General features: G+C 70.0%; 16 protein-coding genes and 1 riboswitch. Of the genes, 7 read left to right on the plus strand and 9 right to left on the minus strand.

All coding sequences use genetic code 11. The annotated features are described in order from the left end of the window. Positions 1 to 305: 305 nt before the first annotated feature. The 4 genes from R2E43_RS12355 to dasA form a co-directional block, all read right to left on the minus strand. On the minus strand, positions 306 to 1796 hold the full coding sequence (locus tag R2E43_RS12355; RefSeq protein WP_011030127.1) for a glycoside hydrolase family 3 protein: 1491 nt from the start codon (positions 1794 to 1796) through the stop codon (positions 306 to 308). Between the two features lie 8 nt (positions 1797 to 1804). Further along, positions 1805 to 2635, minus strand: a complete 831-nt coding sequence (locus R2E43_RS12360; protein ID WP_003973737.1) for a carbohydrate ABC transporter permease — start codon at positions 2633 to 2635, stop codon at positions 1805 to 1807. Next, positions 2632 to 3618, minus strand: coding sequence for a carbohydrate ABC transporter permease (locus tag R2E43_RS12365; RefSeq protein WP_003973738.1), 987 nt, complete (start codon positions 3616 to 3618; stop codon positions 2632 to 2634). The genes R2E43_RS12360 and R2E43_RS12365 overlap by 4 nt, the downstream gene beginning before the upstream one ends. Positions 3619 to 3706: 88 nt before the next feature. Next, entirely contained in the window at positions 3707 to 4984 is a 1278-nt protein-coding gene (gene dasA, locus R2E43_RS12370; protein ID WP_003973739.1) for a N,N'-diacetylchitobiose ABC transporter substrate-binding protein DasA, read from the minus strand. 455 nt (positions 4985 to 5439) lie between these two features. On the opposite strand from dasA, the gene R2E43_RS12375 reads away from it, so the two are divergent. The 6 genes from R2E43_RS12375 to R2E43_RS12400 all read left to right on the plus strand — a co-directional run bounded on the left by R2E43_RS12375 (position 5440) and on the right by R2E43_RS12400 (position 12539). Next, positions 5440 to 6204, plus strand: coding sequence for a GntR family transcriptional regulator (locus tag R2E43_RS12375; protein WP_003973740.1), 765 nt, complete (start codon positions 5440 to 5442; stop codon positions 6202 to 6204). 134 nt (positions 6205 to 6338) lie between these two features. Continuing rightward, positions 6339 to 6596 (plus strand): DUF3311 domain-containing protein, encoded by a 258-nt coding sequence (locus R2E43_RS12380; protein ID WP_003973741.1) that lies wholly within the window; start codon positions 6339 to 6341, stop codon positions 6594 to 6596. Then, positions 6593 to 8203 carry a monocarboxylate uptake permease MctP gene (mctP, locus tag R2E43_RS12385; protein ID WP_003973742.1) on the plus strand — a complete coding sequence of 537 codons (1611 nt, stop codon included), beginning with the start codon at positions 6593 to 6595 and terminating at the stop codon, positions 8201 to 8203. The genes R2E43_RS12380 and mctP overlap by 4 nt, the downstream gene beginning before the upstream one ends. A gap of 72 nt (positions 8204 to 8275) precedes the next feature. Beyond that, positions 8276 to 8782 (plus strand): GNAT family N-acetyltransferase, encoded by a 507-nt coding sequence (locus R2E43_RS12390; protein WP_003973743.1) that lies wholly within the window; start codon positions 8276 to 8278, stop codon positions 8780 to 8782. A gap of 78 nt (positions 8783 to 8860) precedes the next feature. Continuing rightward, positions 8861 to 9004, plus strand: a riboswitch (cobalamin riboswitch). Positions 9005 to 9132: 128 nt separating this feature from the next. Further along, positions 9133 to 11508: a ribonucleoside-diphosphate reductase subunit alpha gene (locus R2E43_RS12395; protein ID WP_037666321.1), complete on the plus strand. Its 2376-nt coding sequence runs from the start codon at positions 9133 to 9135 to the stop codon at positions 11506 to 11508. Continuing rightward, a complete protein-coding gene (locus R2E43_RS12400) occupies positions 11508 to 12539 on the plus strand; it encodes a ribonucleotide-diphosphate reductase subunit beta (RefSeq protein WP_191849305.1) in 1032 nt (343 codons plus the stop codon). The genes R2E43_RS12395 and R2E43_RS12400 overlap by 1 nt, the downstream gene beginning before the upstream one ends. On the opposite strand, the gene R2E43_RS12405 is transcribed toward R2E43_RS12400, so the two are convergent. Next, positions 12452 to 12718: a hypothetical protein gene (locus R2E43_RS12405; protein ID WP_003973747.1), complete on the minus strand. Its 267-nt coding sequence runs from the start codon at positions 12716 to 12718 to the stop codon at positions 12452 to 12454. The two genes, R2E43_RS12400 and R2E43_RS12405, sit on opposite strands and share 88 nt — an antisense overlap. Positions 12719 to 12810: 92 nt before the next feature. Here R2E43_RS12405 and R2E43_RS12410 point away from each other — a divergent pair, with 92 nt between their 5' ends. Then, positions 12811 to 13779 carry a GlxA family transcriptional regulator gene (locus R2E43_RS12410; RefSeq protein ID WP_003973748.1) on the plus strand — a complete coding sequence of 323 codons (969 nt, stop codon included), beginning with the start codon at positions 12811 to 12813 and terminating at the stop codon, positions 13777 to 13779. Between the two features lie 13 nt (positions 13780 to 13792). Here the strand turns inward: R2E43_RS12410 and R2E43_RS12415 are convergent, their stop codons facing one another. From R2E43_RS12415 to R2E43_RS12430, 4 genes are all read right to left on the minus strand, one after another. Continuing rightward, positions 13793 to 15178 carry a bifunctional albaflavenone monooxygenase/terpene synthase gene (locus tag R2E43_RS12415; RefSeq protein WP_011030120.1) on the minus strand — a complete coding sequence of 462 codons (1386 nt, stop codon included), beginning with the start codon at positions 15176 to 15178 and terminating at the stop codon, positions 13793 to 13795. After that, positions 15175 to 16260 (minus strand): epi-isozizaene synthase, encoded by a 1086-nt coding sequence (gene cyc1, locus R2E43_RS12420; RefSeq protein WP_011030119.1) that lies wholly within the window; start codon positions 16258 to 16260, stop codon positions 15175 to 15177. The genes R2E43_RS12415 and cyc1 overlap by 4 nt, the downstream gene beginning before the upstream one ends. Before the next feature lie 258 nt (positions 16261 to 16518). After that, positions 16519 to 17169 carry a peptide deformylase gene (gene def / locus R2E43_RS12425; protein WP_003973751.1) on the minus strand — a complete coding sequence of 217 codons (651 nt, stop codon included), beginning with the start codon at positions 17167 to 17169 and terminating at the stop codon, positions 16519 to 16521. A 79-nt stretch (positions 17170 to 17248) separates the two neighbouring features. Beyond that, positions 17249 to 18229, minus strand: coding sequence for a tetratricopeptide repeat protein (locus R2E43_RS12430; protein ID WP_003973752.1), 981 nt, complete (start codon positions 18227 to 18229; stop codon positions 17249 to 17251). Positions 18230 to 18255: the final 26 nt, after the last annotated feature.

Here is an 18255-nt window from a genome sequence, read left to right on the forward strand (position 1 = left end):
GTCCGCGGGGCGGACGCCCACGCGCGCGGAAGGCGCCGGATCCCGTCACAGGGCCCCGGCGCCTTCGTCGTACCCGCACCACCACCGGCACGGCGCCCGCGTCCCAGCCTCACCGCCCGGGGGGCACCAACCCCCGTGCCCGTACTCCCGTCGGCGCCGGCACTCGCCCCGCACCCGCCTGGCGACGGCCCGCCGCGCCCACCCTCCGGGCCCGCACGCCCGCCCTTGGCCGGAGCCCCGCGCGGCCCCGCATGCTGAAGGCGCCGGCCCGCCAAGGGACCGGCGCCTTCAGCGACGGGTGATCGTCAGACGCCCGCGATGGCCTCCGCCGCCGCTCGGCCGCAGACGCGGGCCGCGCCGTGGGTGGCGAGGTGGACGGCGCCGCGGGGCTCCGCACGCGGGACGCCCATCTCGACGACGACCGTGTCGGGGCGGGCCGCGAGCAGGACGTCGAGGGCCGCCGCCATCCAGGGGTGGCGGTGCTCGTCGCGGACGACGGCGACGATGCGCCGGGAGCCCGCCGCGGCCAGCGCCTCGCGGCCCGCGTCGGCCCCGTGGAAGCTGCCGGTCTCCGTGCCCGGGAGCAGACGGCCCAGCTCGGCCGCCACGCCCCACGGGGTCTCGTCGCCGACCGCGATGTTCGCCACCGGGGTGAACGCGGCGACGTACGGTGCCTCGGTGAGCGGCGCGGGCTCCCCCGCGACGGTGACGCGCAGCGCACGGCGGGCCGCACGCAGGCCGACGTCGCCGTCCGCGGTGTCCGAAGCCCCGTCGGCGGGACGGTTCTCCGCCGCCCAGCGGGACAGGGACCGAACGCGTTCGGCCGCGTCGGCCAGGCGCTCCTCGGGCAGTTCGCCCGCGCGGACGGCCTCGACCAGCGCGTCGCCCAGCCGCCGTACGGTGCCCTCGTCGTGCAGGCCGCCGCCCACGCAGATCGCGTCGGCACCGGCGGCGATGGCCATGACGGTGCCGCGTTCGATGCCGTAGGTGCCGGCGATGGCCTTCATCTCGATGCCGTCGGTGACGATGAGCCCGTCGTAGCCCAGCTCGCCGCGGAGCAGGTCGGTCAGGATGCGCCGGGACAACGTTGCCGGGAGCTCCGGGTCCAGGGCCGGGACCAGGATGTGGGCGCTCATCACCGCGCGGCTGCCGGCGGCGATGGCCGCGCGGAAGGGGACCAGGTCGCGTTCGGCCAGCACGTCCGCGCCCACGTCGATGCGCGGCATGGCGTGGTGGGAGTCGATGCCCGTGTCGCCGTGGCCCGGGAAGTGCTTGGCGGAGGTGGCCACGCCCGAGGACTGCATCCCGGTGATGTAGGCGGCGGTGTGCCGGGCGACCAGGTCGGTGTCGGAGCCGAAGGCGCGCACCCCGATCACCGGGTTGTCCGGGTTGGAGTTCACGTCGGCGGAGGGCGCCCAGTTGAAGTTGACGCCCGCGGCGGCGAGCCGGCGGCCCAGTTCCGCGGCCACCGCCCGGGTGAGCCCGACGTCGTCCACCGCCCCGAGGGCGTGGTTGCCGGGGAAGGAGGAACCGGTGCGCACCTCGAGCCGGGTGACGTCGCCGCCCTCCTCGTCGATCGCGACCAGCAGGTCCTCGCGCTCGGCGCGCAGCTGTGCGGTCAGGGCGGCCACCTGCTCGGGCGAGGTGACGTTGCGCCCGAACAGGGCGACGGACGCCAGCCCTTCGCCGATGCGGCGCAGCAGCCAGTCGGGGGCGGTGGTGCCGGCGAAGCCGGGCTGGAGGACGGCGAGCGCGTCGCGCGTGAGGGTGTCGGTGGCCCTGGCGAGGGTCGTCATCGGTGGTGCTATCCCTTCACGGCGCCGGCGGTCAGGCCGCTGACGGCCTTGCGCTGGAGGTAGACGAAGAGGATCAGGATCGGGATGGCGAACAGGGAGGAGGCGGCCATGGTCGCGCCCCAGTTGTCGCCGAAGACGGTCTGGAAGCTGGTCAGCCACAGCGGCAGGGTCTGGGACTCCGCCTCCTTGTTGACGACCAGGACGAGCGGCAGCTCGTTCCAGGCGGTGATGAAGCCGAACATCGAGGTGGACATCAGGCCCGGGGCGAGCAGCGGCAGGATGACGCGGCGGAAGGCCTGGGCCCGGGTGCAGCCGTCGACCATCGCCGACTCCTCCAGCTCCTTCGGCACGGCGGCGACGAAGCCGCGCAGCGTCAGGATGGTGAAGGGCAGGATCATCATCATGTAGAAGAGCGTGAGCGGCACCAGGCTGTTCAGCATCGACGCGTCACGCACGATCATGTAGATCGCGATGACCATGACTTCCCAGGGCGCCATCTGGGCGAGCATGAAGCCGACGATGAAGCCGCGCCGGCCCTTGAACCGCATCCGCGCCAGGGCGAAGGACCCGGCCAGCGCGATGACCAGCGAGAAGACGACCGCGCAGACGGTGACGATGAGCGAGTTGCTCACGTACGTCCAGAAGTGGTCGGCCTCGGTCGCGGTCTTGAAGTGCTCGAAGGTGATGTCGGTCGGGAACCAGACCGGGTTCTCCGAGATGATGTCCCCGGTCGGCTTGAAGGCCGTGGCGAACATCCAGTAGACGGGGAAGACGAGGCCGATGAACAGGACGACGGCCGTGACGTTGGGCCACACGCGGCCGAAGAGCGAGCGCTTCACAGCTCGTCCTCCTCTTGCTTGAGCACGATCCTGAGGTAGTACGCGGTCAGGCCGAGCAGGATCAGGATGGTCAGGACCGCGATCGCCGCACCCATGCCGTAGTGCTGGTTGCCGACGCCCTCGATGTAGGCGTAGACGGGCAGGATCTCGGTGAGACGGTCCGGTCCGCCGCCGTTGAACGTGTAGACCTGGACGAACGCCTTGAAGATCCAGATGACTTCGAGGAACGTCGTCGCGTAGAGGAACGGGCGCAGGAACGGCAGGGTGACCGAGGTGAAGCTGCGCCACATGCCGGCCCCGTCGAGGGCGGCGGCCTCGTACAGCTCGTCGGGGATGGTGGTGGTCGCCGCGTACAGGTTGATCGCGACGAACGGGACGGACATCCAGACGATCAGCACGGTGACGACGAAGAAGGTCGAGAACTGGCTGCCGGTCCAGCTGAAGTCGGCCATGGAGTGCCAGCCGAGCTTGTCGAGCACCCAGTTGACGACGCCGAAGCGCTGGGCGAAGAGCCACTGGTAGACGGTGGTCGCGGCGACCACCGGCATGGCCCACGCCAGGACCAGGCCGATCATCAGCACGAACCGCATCACCCTGCCGAGGCGGGCGAGCAGCAGGCCGATCAGACCGCCCACCACCATGGTGAGGACGACGTTGACGGCCGTGAAGATGATGGAACGGACGGTGACGCGCCAGAAGTCCTCGCCGGTGAGGACCTCCTTGTAGTTGTCGAAGCCGGTCCACTCGGTGACGTGCTGGATCAGCTGCGCCATGTTGAGGTTCTGGAAGGACAGCAGGCCGTCCTTCACCAGCGGCCAGCCGAGCAGCAGCACGGTGGCCGCGGCGGCGGGCAGCAGCAGCAGATACGGGGCCAGCGCGCCGGCGCGCGACGCGGCTCTCGCTCTGGTCCCGCCGGTTCCCCCACCGTCCGCCTTGCGGACGTCCGACGGGCCTGAGGGCGGCCGTTCGGTCTGCACGGTCATGCTCGGGGTCTCTCTCTTCTCGACCTGTTCACCTCGACGCCGGGGCGGGGGCCGTCGTGTGTCAGCCCCCGCCCCGGCTCACCCGGTGCTACTGCTGCTGCGCCAGGCGCTTGTTGAACTCGCCCTCGACCTGCTTGGCGGCGTCGGCCGGGGACTTCCCCTTCATGACGGCCGTCAGGTACGTCTTGATCGGGTTCGGGTCGTTCTCGACGGCGGCCCACTCCGGGATCAGCGGCGTGGTGTCACCGGTACCGGCGGCCGGCGCGGCGGCCTCGGCGGCGGCGTTGCCCTTCAGGTTGCTCTGCAGCGCCTCCTTGTTCGGGATGACGCCGTTGGCCTTGGCCAGCCCGCCCTCGTACTTGTCGGAGAGCGCGAGCTTCAGGAACTCCTTGGCGAGGTCCTGCTTCTTGCTGCCCGCGGCGACGGCCAGGTTGGAGCCGCCGAGGAAGACGCCCTCGGGCTTGTCCGCCGTGGGGCCGGGGATGGTGAAGTAGCCGAGGTCCTTCTCGATCGCCGGGTTGGTGGCGATCGCGGTGGCGCCCTCCCAGCCCATGCCGATGAAGGAGCCGGTCTTGCCCTTGGCGAAGATCTCACCCTGCTGCGGGGTGGCCTCGTCCTTGTCCTTGGGCGCCTTGGACAGGGCCTGGAACTTCTTGTAGGTCTCGGTGGCGGCGGCGACCTTCGGGTCGGCCAGGTTGGAGACGTACTTGTCGCCGTCCTTCTTGACCAGTTCGCCGCCCTCGCCGATGACCAGGCCCACGAAGTGGTACCAGTTCTGGCCGGGCAGGTAGATCGGCTCGGCGTCGGTCTTCTCGCCGATCGTCTTGAGGTCGTTGTAGAACTCGTCGCGGGTCTTGGGCAGTTCCTTGATGCCCGCGTCCGCCCAGATCTTCTTGTTGTAGACGACGACGCGGTTGACCACGAACCACGGGGCCGCGTACTGCTTGCCGTCGAACACGGCGGACTTGTTGAGGGACTCGGACCAGTCGGTGCCGATCTCGCCCTTGAGGTCGCTCAGGTCCGCGAGGCCGCCGGTCTTGGCGTAGGCGGGGGTCTGCGTGTTGCCGATCTCGAAGACGTCGGGCGGGTTCTCTTCGGAGAGAGCGGTGGTCAGCTTCTGCTGGATGCCGTTCCACTTCTGGATCTCGAACTTGACCTTGGCCTTGGTCTTCGCCTCGAAGTCCTTGGCGAGGTCCGCCTGCCAGTCGTCCGGCGAGGAGCCGTCCATCACCCACACGGTGAGCGTCTCACCGGCATAGCCGTCGGCGCCGGCCTTCTTGCCGTCGTCGTCGCTGTCGCCCCCGCACGCGGCGATCGAGACCATCATGCCCGCGATACCGATCGCGGCTATAAGCTTGCGCTTCACGCCAACCCTCCTCAGGGATGCCACACAACCCCCCTGCCTCCCCGCGGTTGCTCGTCGACGCGGACCGCCCATGGGGCCGGGACCTGGACCAATGGTGTAGACCAGTACGGGGAGCTTGGCCCAGACCAATAGGACTGTCAAGGGTGTTCAAACCCAGTCGTCGCCTCCGTGATGGGACCGAGATATGCAGGGACCTTTCATTGCGCAAGCGACAGTTCGGGCGGACCGGGACCGGGTGTACCACCCCCCATCGAATGACGTGCGGGGACGCCCCCGAACGCGCGTACCAGCGGCGTCCGACCCACCTATGGACTAGACCAAGGGTGTTCCCCCGGGTATACAGAAGGGATCACGGAGCGTGCGGGGGCCATCCCGGCACGAAGCCGTGCCACGATGTGAGCCGTGGCCGACAGGGATAGCGGTCGCTTCGGCACCCGGAGCCGGGAAGGCAGAGCATGAGCACCGACGTCAGCAGTGCGGAGAACGAGGGTGGGGCGACCGTCCGTACCGCGCGCGTGCCCAAGTACTACCGTCTGAAGAAGCATCTGCTCGACATGACCCGGACCCAGACGCCGGGCACACCGGTCCCGCCGGAGCGCACCCTGGCCGCCGAGTTCGACACCTCGCGCACGACGGTGCGCCAGGCCCTGCAGGAGCTGGTGGTCGAGGGCCGCCTGGAGCGCATCCAGGGCAAGGGCACCTTCGTCGCCAAGCCCAAGGTGTCGCAGGCGCTGCAACTCACCTCGTACACCGAGGACATGCGGGCCCAGGGCCTCGAACCGACCTCTCAGCTGCTGGACATCGGCTACATCACCGCCGACGACCGGCTCGCCGGGCTGCTGGACATCACGGCCGGCGGCCGGGTGCTGCGCATCGAGCGGCTGCGCATGGCCAACGGCGAGCCGATGGCCATCGAGACCACCCACCTCAGCGCGAAGCGCTTCCCCGCCCTGCGCCGCTCCCTGGTGAAGTACACGTCCCTCTACACCGCGCTCGCCGAGGTGTACGACGTCCATCTCGCCGAGGCCGAGGAGACCATCGAGACCTCCCTGGCCACCCCGCGCGAGGCCGGTCTGCTCGGCACCGACGTCGGCCTGCCCATGCTGATGCTCTCCCGGCACTCCCAGGACCGCACCGGCCAGCCGGTGGAGTGGGTCCGCTCGGTGTACCGGGGCGACCGCTACAAGTTCGTGGCCCGCCTCAAGCGGCCCCAGGACTAGACCAGAGCCCGCTCACCCGGCCCCAGATTGCGGTTGAGGACCGATATACGGACGAGGTCTTCCGCTGTCTTGACACCGTCACCTACATTTCGTGCGCACTGCACGAGGTGATCAGCGAGGGGACGGAGCCGCGCATGCCAGAAGACACAGAAGTGAGCAGAGAACCGGTGGTGACGCCGGTGCGCGTCGTCATCGGGTTCTGTCTTGTCGCACCGTTCGTCGCCATGCTGTGGGTCGGTTCGTACGCCAAGACGGACCCGGCCTTCATCGGCATCCCGTTCTTCTACTGGTACCAGATGGCCTGGGTGCTGATCTCCACCCTGCTGACGGTGACCGCGTACAAGCTGTGGCAGCGCGACCAGCGCGGGCGCCGGGAAGGCGGGACCAAGTGAACGACGGCGTGAACGGCGTCGCACTCGCCGTCTTCATCTTCTTCTTCGTCCTCGTCACCGCCATGGGCTTCCTGGCCGCCCGCTGGCGCCGGGCCGAGAACGAGCACAGCCTCGACGAGTGGGGCCTCGGCGGCCGCTCGTTCGGCACCTGGGTCACCTGGTTCCTGCTGGGCGGCGACCTGTACACCGCGTACACCTTCGTGGCCGTCCCGGCAGCGATCTACGCGGCGGGCGCGTCCGGCTTCTTCGCGGTGCCGTACACGATCCTGGTCTACCCGCTGATCTTCACCTTCCTGCCCCGCCTGTGGTCGGTCTCGCACAAGCACGGGTACGTGACGACCTCGGACTTCGTGCGCGGCCGGTTCGGCTCCAAGGGCCTGTCCCTGGCGGTGGCCGTCACCGGCATCCTGGCGACCATGCCGTACATCGCGCTCCAGCTGGTCGGCATCCAGGCCGTCCTCGACGTGATGGGCGTCGGCGGCGGCGAGGACACCAACTGGTTCGTCAAGGACCTGCCGCTGCTGATCGCCTTCGGTGTGCTGGCGGCGTACACGTACTCGTCGGGACTGCGCGCGCCCGCGCTGATCGCGTTCGTGAAGGACACGCTGATCTACATCGTCATCGCGGTGGCGATCATCTACATCCCGATCAAGCTGGGCGGCTTCGACGACATCTTCGCGTCGGCGAGCGACAAGTTCACCGCGGCCGGCAAGGGTGGCGTGGTGCCCGACGCGGGGGGCCAGTGGACCTACGCGACCCTGGCGCTCGGCTCGGCCCTGGCGCTCTTCATGTACCCGCACTCGATCACCGCCACGCTGTCCTCGCGCAGCCGTGAGGTGATCCGCCGCAACACCACGATCCTGCCGCTGTACTCGCTGATGCTGGGCCTGCTCGCGCTGCTCGGCTTCATGGCGATCGCGGCCGGGGTCAAGGTGGACAACGGCCAGCTGGCGATCCCGCAGCTGTTCGAGAACATGTTCCCGGACTGGTTCGCGGGCGTGGCGTTCGCGGCGATCGGCATCGGCGCCCTGGTCCCGGCGGCGATCATGTCGATCGCGGCCGCGAACCTCTTCACCCGCAACATCTACAAGGACTTCATCAAGCCGGACGCCACGCCGCAGCAGGAGACCAAGGTCTCCAAGCTGGTGTCGCTCCTGGTGAAGGTGGGCGCGCTGATCTTCGTCCTGGGCATGGACAAGACCGTCGCGATCAACTTCCAGCTGCTGGGCGGCATCTGGATCCTGCAGACCTTCCCGGCCCTGGTCGGCGGCCTGTTCACCCGCTGGTTCCACCGCTGGGCGCTGCTCGGCGGCTGGGCGGTCGGCATGGTCTACGGCACGGTCGCCGCCTACGGTGTCGCCTCGCCGACGCAGAAGCACTTCGGCGGCTCCTCCGACGAGATCCCCGGCATCGGCGAGATCGGCTACATCGGCCTCACCGCCTTCGTGCTGAACGTGCTGGTCACCGTGGTCCTGACCTTCGTCCTGAGGGCGGTCAAGGCGCCCGACGGCGTCGACGAGACCAGGCCGAGCGACTACACGGCGGACGCCGGCGACCCGGGCGTCCAGGTGGAACTGCCGCCGGCCACGGCGGGCAGCTCGCACTGATCCCTGGTTTGAGGCGGGCCGCCGGAGAAATCCGGCGGCCCGTTGTCGTACCCGTCGGGCACACTCGGCGTCATGGACTTCGTGATCCGGCGGGCGACGGCCGAGGAGTACGACACCCTCGGCGAGATCACCGCGCAGGCCTACCTGCGCGACGGCCTCCTCGACTTCGGGGAGAGCGACTCGTACCTGGACGAGCTGCGCGACGTGGCCAAGCGGGCGGCGGCCGCCGAGGTGCTGGTCGCCGTGGCCGACGGCGCGGTGCTCGGCGGCGTGACCTTCGTGCCGTCCGGCGGCCCCATGGCGGACATAGCGCGCCCCGGCGAGGCCGAGATACGCATGCTCGCCGTCGCCCGGGAGGCACGCGGCCGCGGGGCGGGCGAGGCCCTCGTGCGGGCCTGCGCCGACCGCGCCCGGGCCGTGCCGGGGTGCACGGGCGTCGTGCTGTCGACGCAGGCCGCCATGCGCACCGCGCACCGCCTCTACGAGCGCCTGGGCTTCGTCCGCACGCCCGACCGCGACTGGAATCCCCTGCCGGAGCTGGACGACATCATGCTGCTCACCTACGAACTGACGCTCTGACACGGCCGCGGCACACCGTCACGGCACCGCGCCGGGACACAACATCTGGGGGTGCTCGCGTCCCCCGGCACAAGATGTATGCTCATGCTCGCTGTCGCCGCAGGGGAATCCGGTGCGAATCCGGAACTGTCCCGCAACGGTGTACTTGCGTGCATCCGTACGTCTTCGCACGTGCGCGCACGCCTGTCCAGTCCGAGGACCTGCCGACAGTGCGCCCGGCCGCCCTGGCCCGGGTGCCATGACGTCCGGGCCTCGCGGAGTGGGCCGGTGGACGCGACGCCGCGTGCGCTCGTGAGCTGCCCCCTGCCCTCCCTCCGCCGGGCCCCGTGCCGAGCGAGGGAGTGCTCCACGTGACCATCGCGCCAGCCGATCCGGCTTCAGCGACCCCGGTGACGGCGACCGGGGAACCCGACGGACCCGGTGCCGCCCTGCTGCGGACCCTGACCGGGCTGACCGCCGACCTCCCCGGCGCCGACCCCGGCCGGGTGGCCGCCGCCGCACTGCGCGGCCGGTCCGCCCGCGCCGACGAGGCCGAGCTGCGCGAGCTGGCCACCGAGGCGGCCGCCGGTCTGATCTCCGAGGACCCGGTCTACTCCCGGCTGGCCGCCCGCCTGCTGACCATCGGCATCCGCGCCGAGGCCGCCTCCCAGGGCGTCGTCACCTTCACCGACTCCGTCGCCACCGGCCACCGCGAGGGCCTGATCGCCGACCGCACGGCCGCCTTCGTACGGCTGCACGCGGACCGCCTGGACGCGCTGATCGACCAGGACGCCGACGACCGCTTCGGCTACTTCGGCCTGCGTACGCTCTACAGCCGCTACCTGCTCCGCCACCCGATCACCCGCAAGGCGGTCGAGACGCCCCAGCACTTCCTGCTGCGGGTCGCCGCCGGACTCGCCGAGGACGACACGCTCCGCGCGGCGGACGAGGTCGCCGCGCTGTACGGCCTGATGAGCCGCCTGGACTACCTGCCCTCCTCCCCCACCCTCTTCAACTCCGGCACCCGGCACGCCCAGATGTCGTCCTGCTACCTCCTGGATTCCCCCAAGGACGAGCTGGACTCCCTCTACGACCGCCTCCACCAGGTGGCCCGCCTGTCCAAGCACGCCGGCGGCATCGGCATCGCCTACTCCCGCGTCCGCGCCCGGGGTTCGCTGATCCGCGGCACCAACGGGCACTCCAACGGCATCGTCCCGTTCCTGAAGACGCTGGACGCCTCGGTGGCGGCCGTGAACCAGGGCGGCCGGCGCAAGGGCGCGGCCGCGGTCTACCTGGAGACCTGGCACGCGGACGTCGAGGAGTTCCTGGAGCTGCGGGACAACACCGGCGAGGACGCCCGCCGCACGCACAACCTGAACCTCGCGCACTGGATCCCGGACGAGTTCATGCGCCGGGTGGACGCCGACGGGACCTGGTCGCTGTTCTCCCCCGCCGACGTGCCGGAGCTGACCGACCTGTGGGGCGAGGAGTTCGACGCCGCCTACCGCAGGGCGGAGGAGGCGGGGCTCGCCCGCAGGACGCTGCCCGCCCGTGAGCTGTACGGCCGCATGATGCGCACCCTCGCGCAGACCGGCAACGGCTGGATGACCTTCAAGGACACCGCCAACCGCACGGCCAACCAGACCGCGACCCCCGGCCACGTCGTCCACTCCTCCAACCTCTGCACGGAGATCCTGGAGGTCACCGACGACGGGGAGACCGCGGTCTGCAACCTGGGCTCGGTCAACCTCGGCGCGTTCGTCGACCCGGCGCACGGGGACATGGACTGGGAGCGCCTGGACGCCACCGTCCGCACCGCGGTCACCTTCCTGGACCGGGTCGTCGACATCAACTTCTACCCGACCGAGCAGGCGGGCCGCTCCAACGCCCGCTGGCGCCCGGTCGGCCTCGGCGCGATGGGCCTCCAGGACGTCTTCTTCCAGCTCCGGCTGCCCTTCGACTCCCCCGAGGCGAAGGCCCTGTCCACCCGTATCGCCGAGCGGATCATGCTCGCCGCGTACGAGACCTCCGCCGACCTCGCCGAGCGCAACGGCCCGCTGCCGGCCTGGGAGAAGACCCGCACGGCCAAGGGTGTGCTGCACCCGGACCACTACGGCGTCGAGCCCGCCTGGCCGGAGCGCTGGGCCGCGCTGCGCGCGCGCATGGCGACGACCGGGCTGCGCAACTCCCTGCTCCTGGCCATCGCCCCGACCGCGACCATCGCCTCCATCGCCGGTGTCTACGAGTGCATCGAGCCGCAGGTCTCCAACCTGTTCAAGCGCGAGACGCTGTCCGGCGAGTTCCTCCAGGTCAACTCGTACCTGGTGGACGACCTCAAGCGGCTCGGCGTGTGGGACGCCCGCACCCGTGAGGCGCTGCGCGAGGCCAACGGCTCGGTGCAGGGCTTCACCTGGATTCCCGAGGACGTGCGCGCGCTGTACCGCACCGCCTGGGAGATCCCGCAGCGCGGCCTGATCGACATGGCCGCCGCCCGCACCCCGTACCTCGACCAGGCCCAGTCGCTGAACCTGTTCCTGGAGACGCCGACCATCGGGAAGCTCTCCTCGATGTACGCGTACGCCTGGAAGCAGGGCCTGAAGACCACGTACTACCTGCGCTCGCGCCCGGCGACCCGGATCGCCCGGGCCGCGGCCCGCGCCACCACCGTCCCCGTGCAGGCCGCCCCGGACCCCGAAGCGGTCGCCTGCTCCCTGGAAAACCCCGAGTCCTGCGAGGCCTGCCAGTAATGACCACCGAGACCCCCGCGCACCCCACCACCAAGAACCTGCTCGACCCGGGCTTCGAGCTGACCCTGCGCCCCATGCGCTACCCGGACTTCTACGAGCGCTACCGGGACGCCATCAAGAACACCTGGCACGTCGAGGAGGTCGACCTCCACTCGGACGTCGCCGACCTCACGAAGCTCAGCCCGATGGAGCAGCACCTGATCGGCCGGCTCGTGGCCTTCTTCGCCACCGGCGACTCGATCGTCGCGAACAACCTGGTGCTGACCCTCTACAAGCACATCAACTCCCCCGAGGCGCGGCTGTACCTGTCCCGCCAGCTCTTCGAGGAGGCCGTCCACGTCCAGTTCTATCTGACGCTCCTCGACACCTACCTGCCCGACCCGGAGGACCGCGCCGCCGCCTTCGCGGCCGTGGAGAACATCCCGTCCATCCGGGAGAAGGCCGAGTTCTGCTTCAGGTGGATGGACTCGGTCGAGTCGATCGACCGGCTGGAGACCAAGGCCGACCGGCGCCGCTTCCTGCTCAACCTGATCTGCTTCGCGGCGTGCATCGAGGGCCTGTTCTTCTACGGCGCCTTCGCCTACGTCTACTGGTTCCGCAGCCGGGGTCTGCTGCACGGCCTGGCCACCGGCACCAACTGGGTGTTCCGGGACGAGACCATGCACATGTCCTTCGCCTTCGACGTCGTCGACACCGTGCGCAAGGAGGAGCCGGAGCTGTTCGACGACCAGCTCCGGGAGCAGGTCACCGACATGCTGAGGGAGGCCGTCGAGGCCGAGCTGCAGTTCGCGCGCGACCTGTGCGGCGACGGCCTCCCGGGCATGAACACCGACTCGATGCGGCAGTACCTGGAGTGCGTGGCCGACCAGCGTCTGACGCGGCTCGGCTTCGCCCCGGTGTACGGCTCCGAGAACCCCTTCTCCTTCATGGAGTTGCAGGGCGTTCAGGAGTTGACCAACTTCTTCGAGCGGCGCCCCTCGGCGTACCAGGTGGCGGTGGAGGGCACGGTCGACCTGTCCGAGGACTTCTGAGTGCTCCGGGTCTCCTTCCCGTAGCGGGTCCGGGTCTCCCCGTCCTCCCGCGCCTCCCTGATCCGGCGGTCGATGCGCCGGTCGCGCACGATGCCGATCACCGAGGGGAGGATCATGAGGACGAGGAGTCCGAAGGTCGCGAGCATTCCGACAAGGGCTTCGATCTGGTTTCCGGTCATGACACCACTGTCGCGCCGGAGACTCCTTACCGGGAGTGGCAGGACTGCCGTAAGGCCTCGATTTCCTGCCACCGGCGAGGCACACTGGCGGCATGCTGCGGAACGTGGCGGCCGTCCTGCTGGACGGTGCGCATCCCTTCGAACTGGGCGTGGTCTGCGAGGTCTTCGGCATCGACCGGAGCGACGAGGGCCTGCCGGTGTACGACTTCGCGGTGGTCTCCGCGGAGGGCCCCACGCTGGGCACTCACGTCGGCGGGCTGACCGTCTCCACGCCGTACGGTCTGGAGCGGCTGGAGGAGGCCGACCTGATCGCGGTACCGGCGGGCAGCGACTTCGTCCGCCGGGAGTACCCGCCCGAGCTGCTGGACGCCCTGCGCAGGGCGACGGACCGGGGCACCCGCGTGCTGAGCGTGTGCTCCGGCGTCTTCGTGCTGGGCGCCGCCGGCCTGCTGGACGGGCGGCGGTGCGCGGTGCACTGGCACCACGCGGCCGAGCTGGCCCGCCAGCACCCGCGGGCCCGGGTCGCGCCGGACGTGCTCTACGTCGACGAGGACCCGGTGATCACGTCGGCCGGGACCGCCGCCGGTATCGATGCCTGCCTGCACATCGTGCGCAAGGAGCAGGGGCCGGAGGTCGCCAACCGGATCGCCCGGCGCATGGTGGTGCCTCCGCACCGGGACGGCGGGCAGGCGCAGTACATCGAACGGCCGCTGCCGCGCTCCTCCTGCGACACCGTCGGCGAGGTGCTGGCCTGGATGGAGCAGCACCTCGACGAGGAGGTCACGGTCGAGCAGCTGGCGGTCCGGGCGCACATGTCCCCGCGCACCTTCGCCCGCCGCTTCCAGCAGGAGACCGGGACGACCCCCTACCGCTGGATCCTGCGCCAGCGCGTACTGCTGGCCCAGCGGCTGCTGGAAGCGACGGACGAGACGATGGACACGATCGCCTGGCGCGCCGGTTTCGGCACGGCGGCGGCCCTGAGGCACCAGTTCACCAGGGCCCTGGGCACCACCCCGCACGCCTACCGGCGCACCTTCCGGGGCCCGGAGGCCGCCGCCTGACCCGTCCGGGTCGTCACCGCGCCACGGGCCTGACCAGCAGGTCGTGCGGACGCAGCGTGATGCCGACCCGGACCGCGTCGTTCGAGCCCGCCACCTGTTCGAAGCGGTACTTCGTGGCGAGCGCGGCCGTGATCAGCGTGAGCTGGGCCATCGAGAAGTGGTCACTGGGGCACTTCCGCTTGCCCGCGCTGAACGGCTTCATGGCGTATTTCGGCACATTCGCCGCGCGTTCCGGTAGCCACCGGTCGGGATCGAACTCCAGGTTGTCGTCGTACGACTTCGGATCGCGTTGGATTGCGTACGGACTGTAGATGATGTCCGCACCGGCCGGAATGCGATAGCCACCGAGTTCGCTCTCGGCCACCGCGCGCCGGGTCAATACCCATACGGCGGGACGCAAACGCATGGCCTCCACGATGACATTGCCGGTGTGCCTGAGCTTCCGGACGTCCTCGAATGCCACGGGACGTCCGCCGGTGACCGCTTCGACTTCGTCGCGTATGCGGTCGGCATGTTCCGGATGGTCGGCAAGTGCCTGGAGCAACCACATGATCGTGGACGCGATGGTTTCACTGCCCGGGGTGAGTATCGCGACCACCTGGTCGTGGATCTCCTGTTCCCCGATCGGGTCGCCATTGTCGTCCTTCGCCTCCAGCAATGCCGTGAGCAAATCGTCCGGCTTTTGACCGGATGCACGGCGCTCGGCGATGATCTCGTCGACCAGCAGGTGCAGATCGGCCAACGCGTCGTTGAATCGGCGGTTGGCCGGAAGCGGCAGCCGGTACAGCGGCCCGAGCGGGACCACCATCCGCCGGTACATGCCCCGGAAGACGGTGGCGAGCGCGACGCAGAGCCGCTCGGCCCGCTCGTCCATGTACTGCCCGCGCAGCAGGCAGCGGGCCGCGACGCGCACGGCGACCCGGAAGGACTCCGAGGTGGCGTCGACGGTCTTCCCCGGCTGCCAGCGCTCGGTGAGCGCGTGCGCCTCCTCCTCCATGATCGGCCCGTAGGCGGGGATGGCGTCGAGCCGGAACGCCGGCTGGATGGTACGCCGCTGGCGGCGGTGGAGCGGGCCGTTGGCGGTCGCCACGCCCTCCTTGCCGAGCAGGCCCTCCAGCGACTCCCACAGCGGACCGGCGATGTGGTAGTCGGGGTTCAGGGCGAGGGCGCCGGTCAGCTCGGGGTTCGTGACGGCGTAGACGGTCTTCGGGCCGAGCTTGATGCGCACGACGTCGCCGTGGTCGCGCAGCTGGGACATGAAGGCCAGGGGGTCGCGGGCCAGCCGCCAGCCGTGGCCGAGCAGCGGAACGCCACCGCCCGCGACGGGCGGCTCGCGCAGCTCCGGTGCTCCCGGTGCCGCGGGTGCGCGGGTTTCGGGGTTGACGGACTCGACGGTCATTTCTCACCTGCCGCTTCGTTGTTGACGTACGGGGGCGTGGACCGGTCGTCCCAGCTGTCGACCATGTACCGGCCGGACTCGTGGTGGAACCAGTAGACGGAACTGAACCAGTTCCGCATATTGCCGACGTTGGCCCGCACGGCGCCGCTCAGTTCCTTTCCGCGTACGGTTCCGTCGGCGAGTTCGTCGGCGAACCGTAAGGCGTCCCGCTCGACGGCGAGGAATTCCGTGATGCATTCCTCGACACGACGCCGGACTTCTCCGATGGCTTCTTCCAGGGTGAGTGAATGGTGGGTGATGAGACTGATGCCAAGATTGTGGACCTCGTCTCCCGCTATTTCCTTTGGCAGTGAGCAGAGGTCGTTGTACCAGGCGGCGAATTCCTGACTCAGCAACGCCGCCCGGCGATATGCCGGGTGTTTCCGTACGGCGTCGGGGAGTTCGCAGCCCGAACTCGGCTCCAGCAGGTCGGTCCAGATCCAGTGCGCGAACGTGAGCCGGCGCAGTTCGAGGTACTCCTCCACGCCGGGCACGATTCCGCGCGTGCGGTTGTGGAATTCACGGTCGTACGCCTCGATCACCGTGTGGAAGTGCCGGGCGAACCGGGCGTTCCAGGTGGCCGGCAGGAAGGCGTAGAGCCGCCGCACACTGTCGGCGAACCCGGCCACCAGCGTGTCCTCGTGGTGCAGGTGGTCCCCGGGTGAGTCCAGTGCCGTGTGCAGCAGGCCGCGCAGTCGCCGCCAGGCACCGGCCCGGCCGTGGACGATGTCACGGTCGTGACGGTCGTCCCAGACGAAGAACCACGCGCTGTAGTCCGCTATCGCCTGCAGGACCTCGTCGGGGGCGCCCAGGTAGTAGCCCGCCATGAGGTCCGTGTAGCACAGACCGTCGGCATATTCCTCGACCTTGTCCGCCGGCATGAGCCGCTTTTCGAGCAGCCAGGTCCGGGTTGTCTCCTGGAGCTTCGGCCAATACGGGTGCAGTTGCCGGGGAAATGCCGCCTCGATCACCGGGAGACGGAGCGATGGCGGTACTGCGATCGCGGTCGGTGTCGCTGTGGTGCCGTGTGGGAAAGCATGCACGAACAAACCCCTCTCAGCCGCCGGTGGCGCACCCCTCTCGCTGAGCGGGGCGTGCGCCGTTGCGTATCCCCGCACTTCCCATTCAGCACCACAACTGACCGTTCTGGGAACGGATTTGCTTCATTCACTACCCCTGGTGCCGGAATTCTCCTGTTGTGTGGCGGCTTTCCATGCGCGTGCACAGACGAACGGCGCCCGCTCGGGGAAGACCCGAACAGGCGCCGTGCGCAAGGGAGATGTGGGGCGGGTGAGGCGGTGTCAGTCGTTCGCGACCACGGGGTAGCGCGGCTCGTTCTCGGCCATCTGCCGAAGCGCGTCCTTGCGTTCGCGCTTGGAGAGCCGGTCGATGTACAGGTACCCGTACAGGTGGTCCGTCTCGTGCTGCAAACACCGGGCGAAGTACCCCGTGCCGCGCACCTTGACCGGGTTGCCCTTCTCGTCCTGCCCGGTCACCTCGGCGTAGTCGGGGCGGGCGAGCGGCGCGTAGGCGGTGGGCACGGACAGGCAGCCCTCGTTGCTGTCGTCCAGGCGGCGGCGGTCGGCCGGCAGCTCGACGAGCCGCGGGTTGCAGACCACGCCGACGTGGCGGACGCCCTCGTCGTCGGGGCAGTCGTAGACGAAGACCTTCTTGGAGACGCCGATCTGGTTGGCGGCCAGGCCCACTCCCTCGGCGGTGCGCTGGCTGGCGAACATGTCGGCCACCAGCTGCTGGAACTCCTCGCCGAAGTCGGTGACGTCCTCGCACTCCTTGTGCAGCACCGGGTTGCCGACCACCGTGATCGGACGGGAGGTGCCGCGCCCGCGCCAGTCGGCCTCACGCTCCTCGCAGTCCTGGCTGTCGACGACGAATCCCTCGTCGTCCACGGGGAGCACGCCCGGGTGCTGCTGATCGGTGTCCTGCTGGGCCATGACCGACGTATGCCTTCCTCGTACAACCAAAGGTGATGCTGACGCTGCTGAAGTGTCCTGACAAAGACTACGGGGCTGCTCAGCAGACCTCTTCCAGGTCCCGCCAGTCCCGGGAGTCCGGACTGTCCGCGACCCACCCGTCCAGCAACCCCTTCACCAGCCCGGCCGGCGCGGCCACCCCGCACTCCCGCTCCGGCACCCACAGCTGCCCGTCGGTGCGGTGCCCCAGGGGCCCGGGGTGTCCGGGTTCGCTGTGGTCGTGCGGATCGAGGTGCTCGCCGTCGCCCTCGTCGGACGGCATCCGGGACTCCGAGCACATCCGGCACAGCAGCCGGACGGAGGACGACCAGTCCTCGGCGGCGAACCCGGCGTCGGCGGCCAGCTGCTCCAGGGCGTCGCGGTCGGACTCGGTGGCGGCCTCCAGGAGGACCACCCAGGTGGGCACCGGCGAGGGCGCCCACAGCTCGATCTCGTCGAAGACGGGGTAGGAGTGCCCGGCCGAGGTCGTGCGCTCCCCGTGCGGTACGCCGTCGTGCAGGACGACCTCGCCCCAGCGCCGGCCGGAGGACGGCAGCGGGATGGACAGCACCTCGACGCGGGCGGGGTCCAGCCGCCGCCCCCACACCACCTCGGCCTCGCCCTCCGGGGACAGCCGTACGGCGGCGCTGCCGAGGTCCATGCCGAGCGGCTCACCCGCGTCCGTGGCGCCCCCGGGGGTGCGCAGCCCGTAGGCCTGCCAGGCGCGACGGGCCAGCGGCCAGTCCTGAAGGGCGGTCGCGGCGATGCCGACGTTCCACCAGTCGGGGGCGCCGATGTCCCGGTCGAGCAGCGCGACGGCCCGCAGACCGGCCGCCCTCGCCTGTTCCCAGTCGTGCCGGAACTTGTGCAGCAGCGCCAGGTTGAACCAGGACTCCGACAGCCAGGGCTCCAGGTCGGCCGCCCGCGTCAGCAGCGCGCCCGCGTCCTCGTAGCGACCGTCGCCGATCAGCGTGAACGCGCGGTCGGTGGCCTGCCGCCAAGAGGCGGAGGGCCGGTGCCGTGCCTTGCCGAAGATCCTCACGATTCCCGCCTGCCAGTTCCGTTCTG

The organism is Streptomyces violaceoruber (genome assembly GCF_033406955.1).
GTDB classification, from domain to species: Bacteria; Actinomycetota; Actinomycetes; order Streptomycetales; family Streptomycetaceae; genus Streptomyces; species Streptomyces violaceoruber.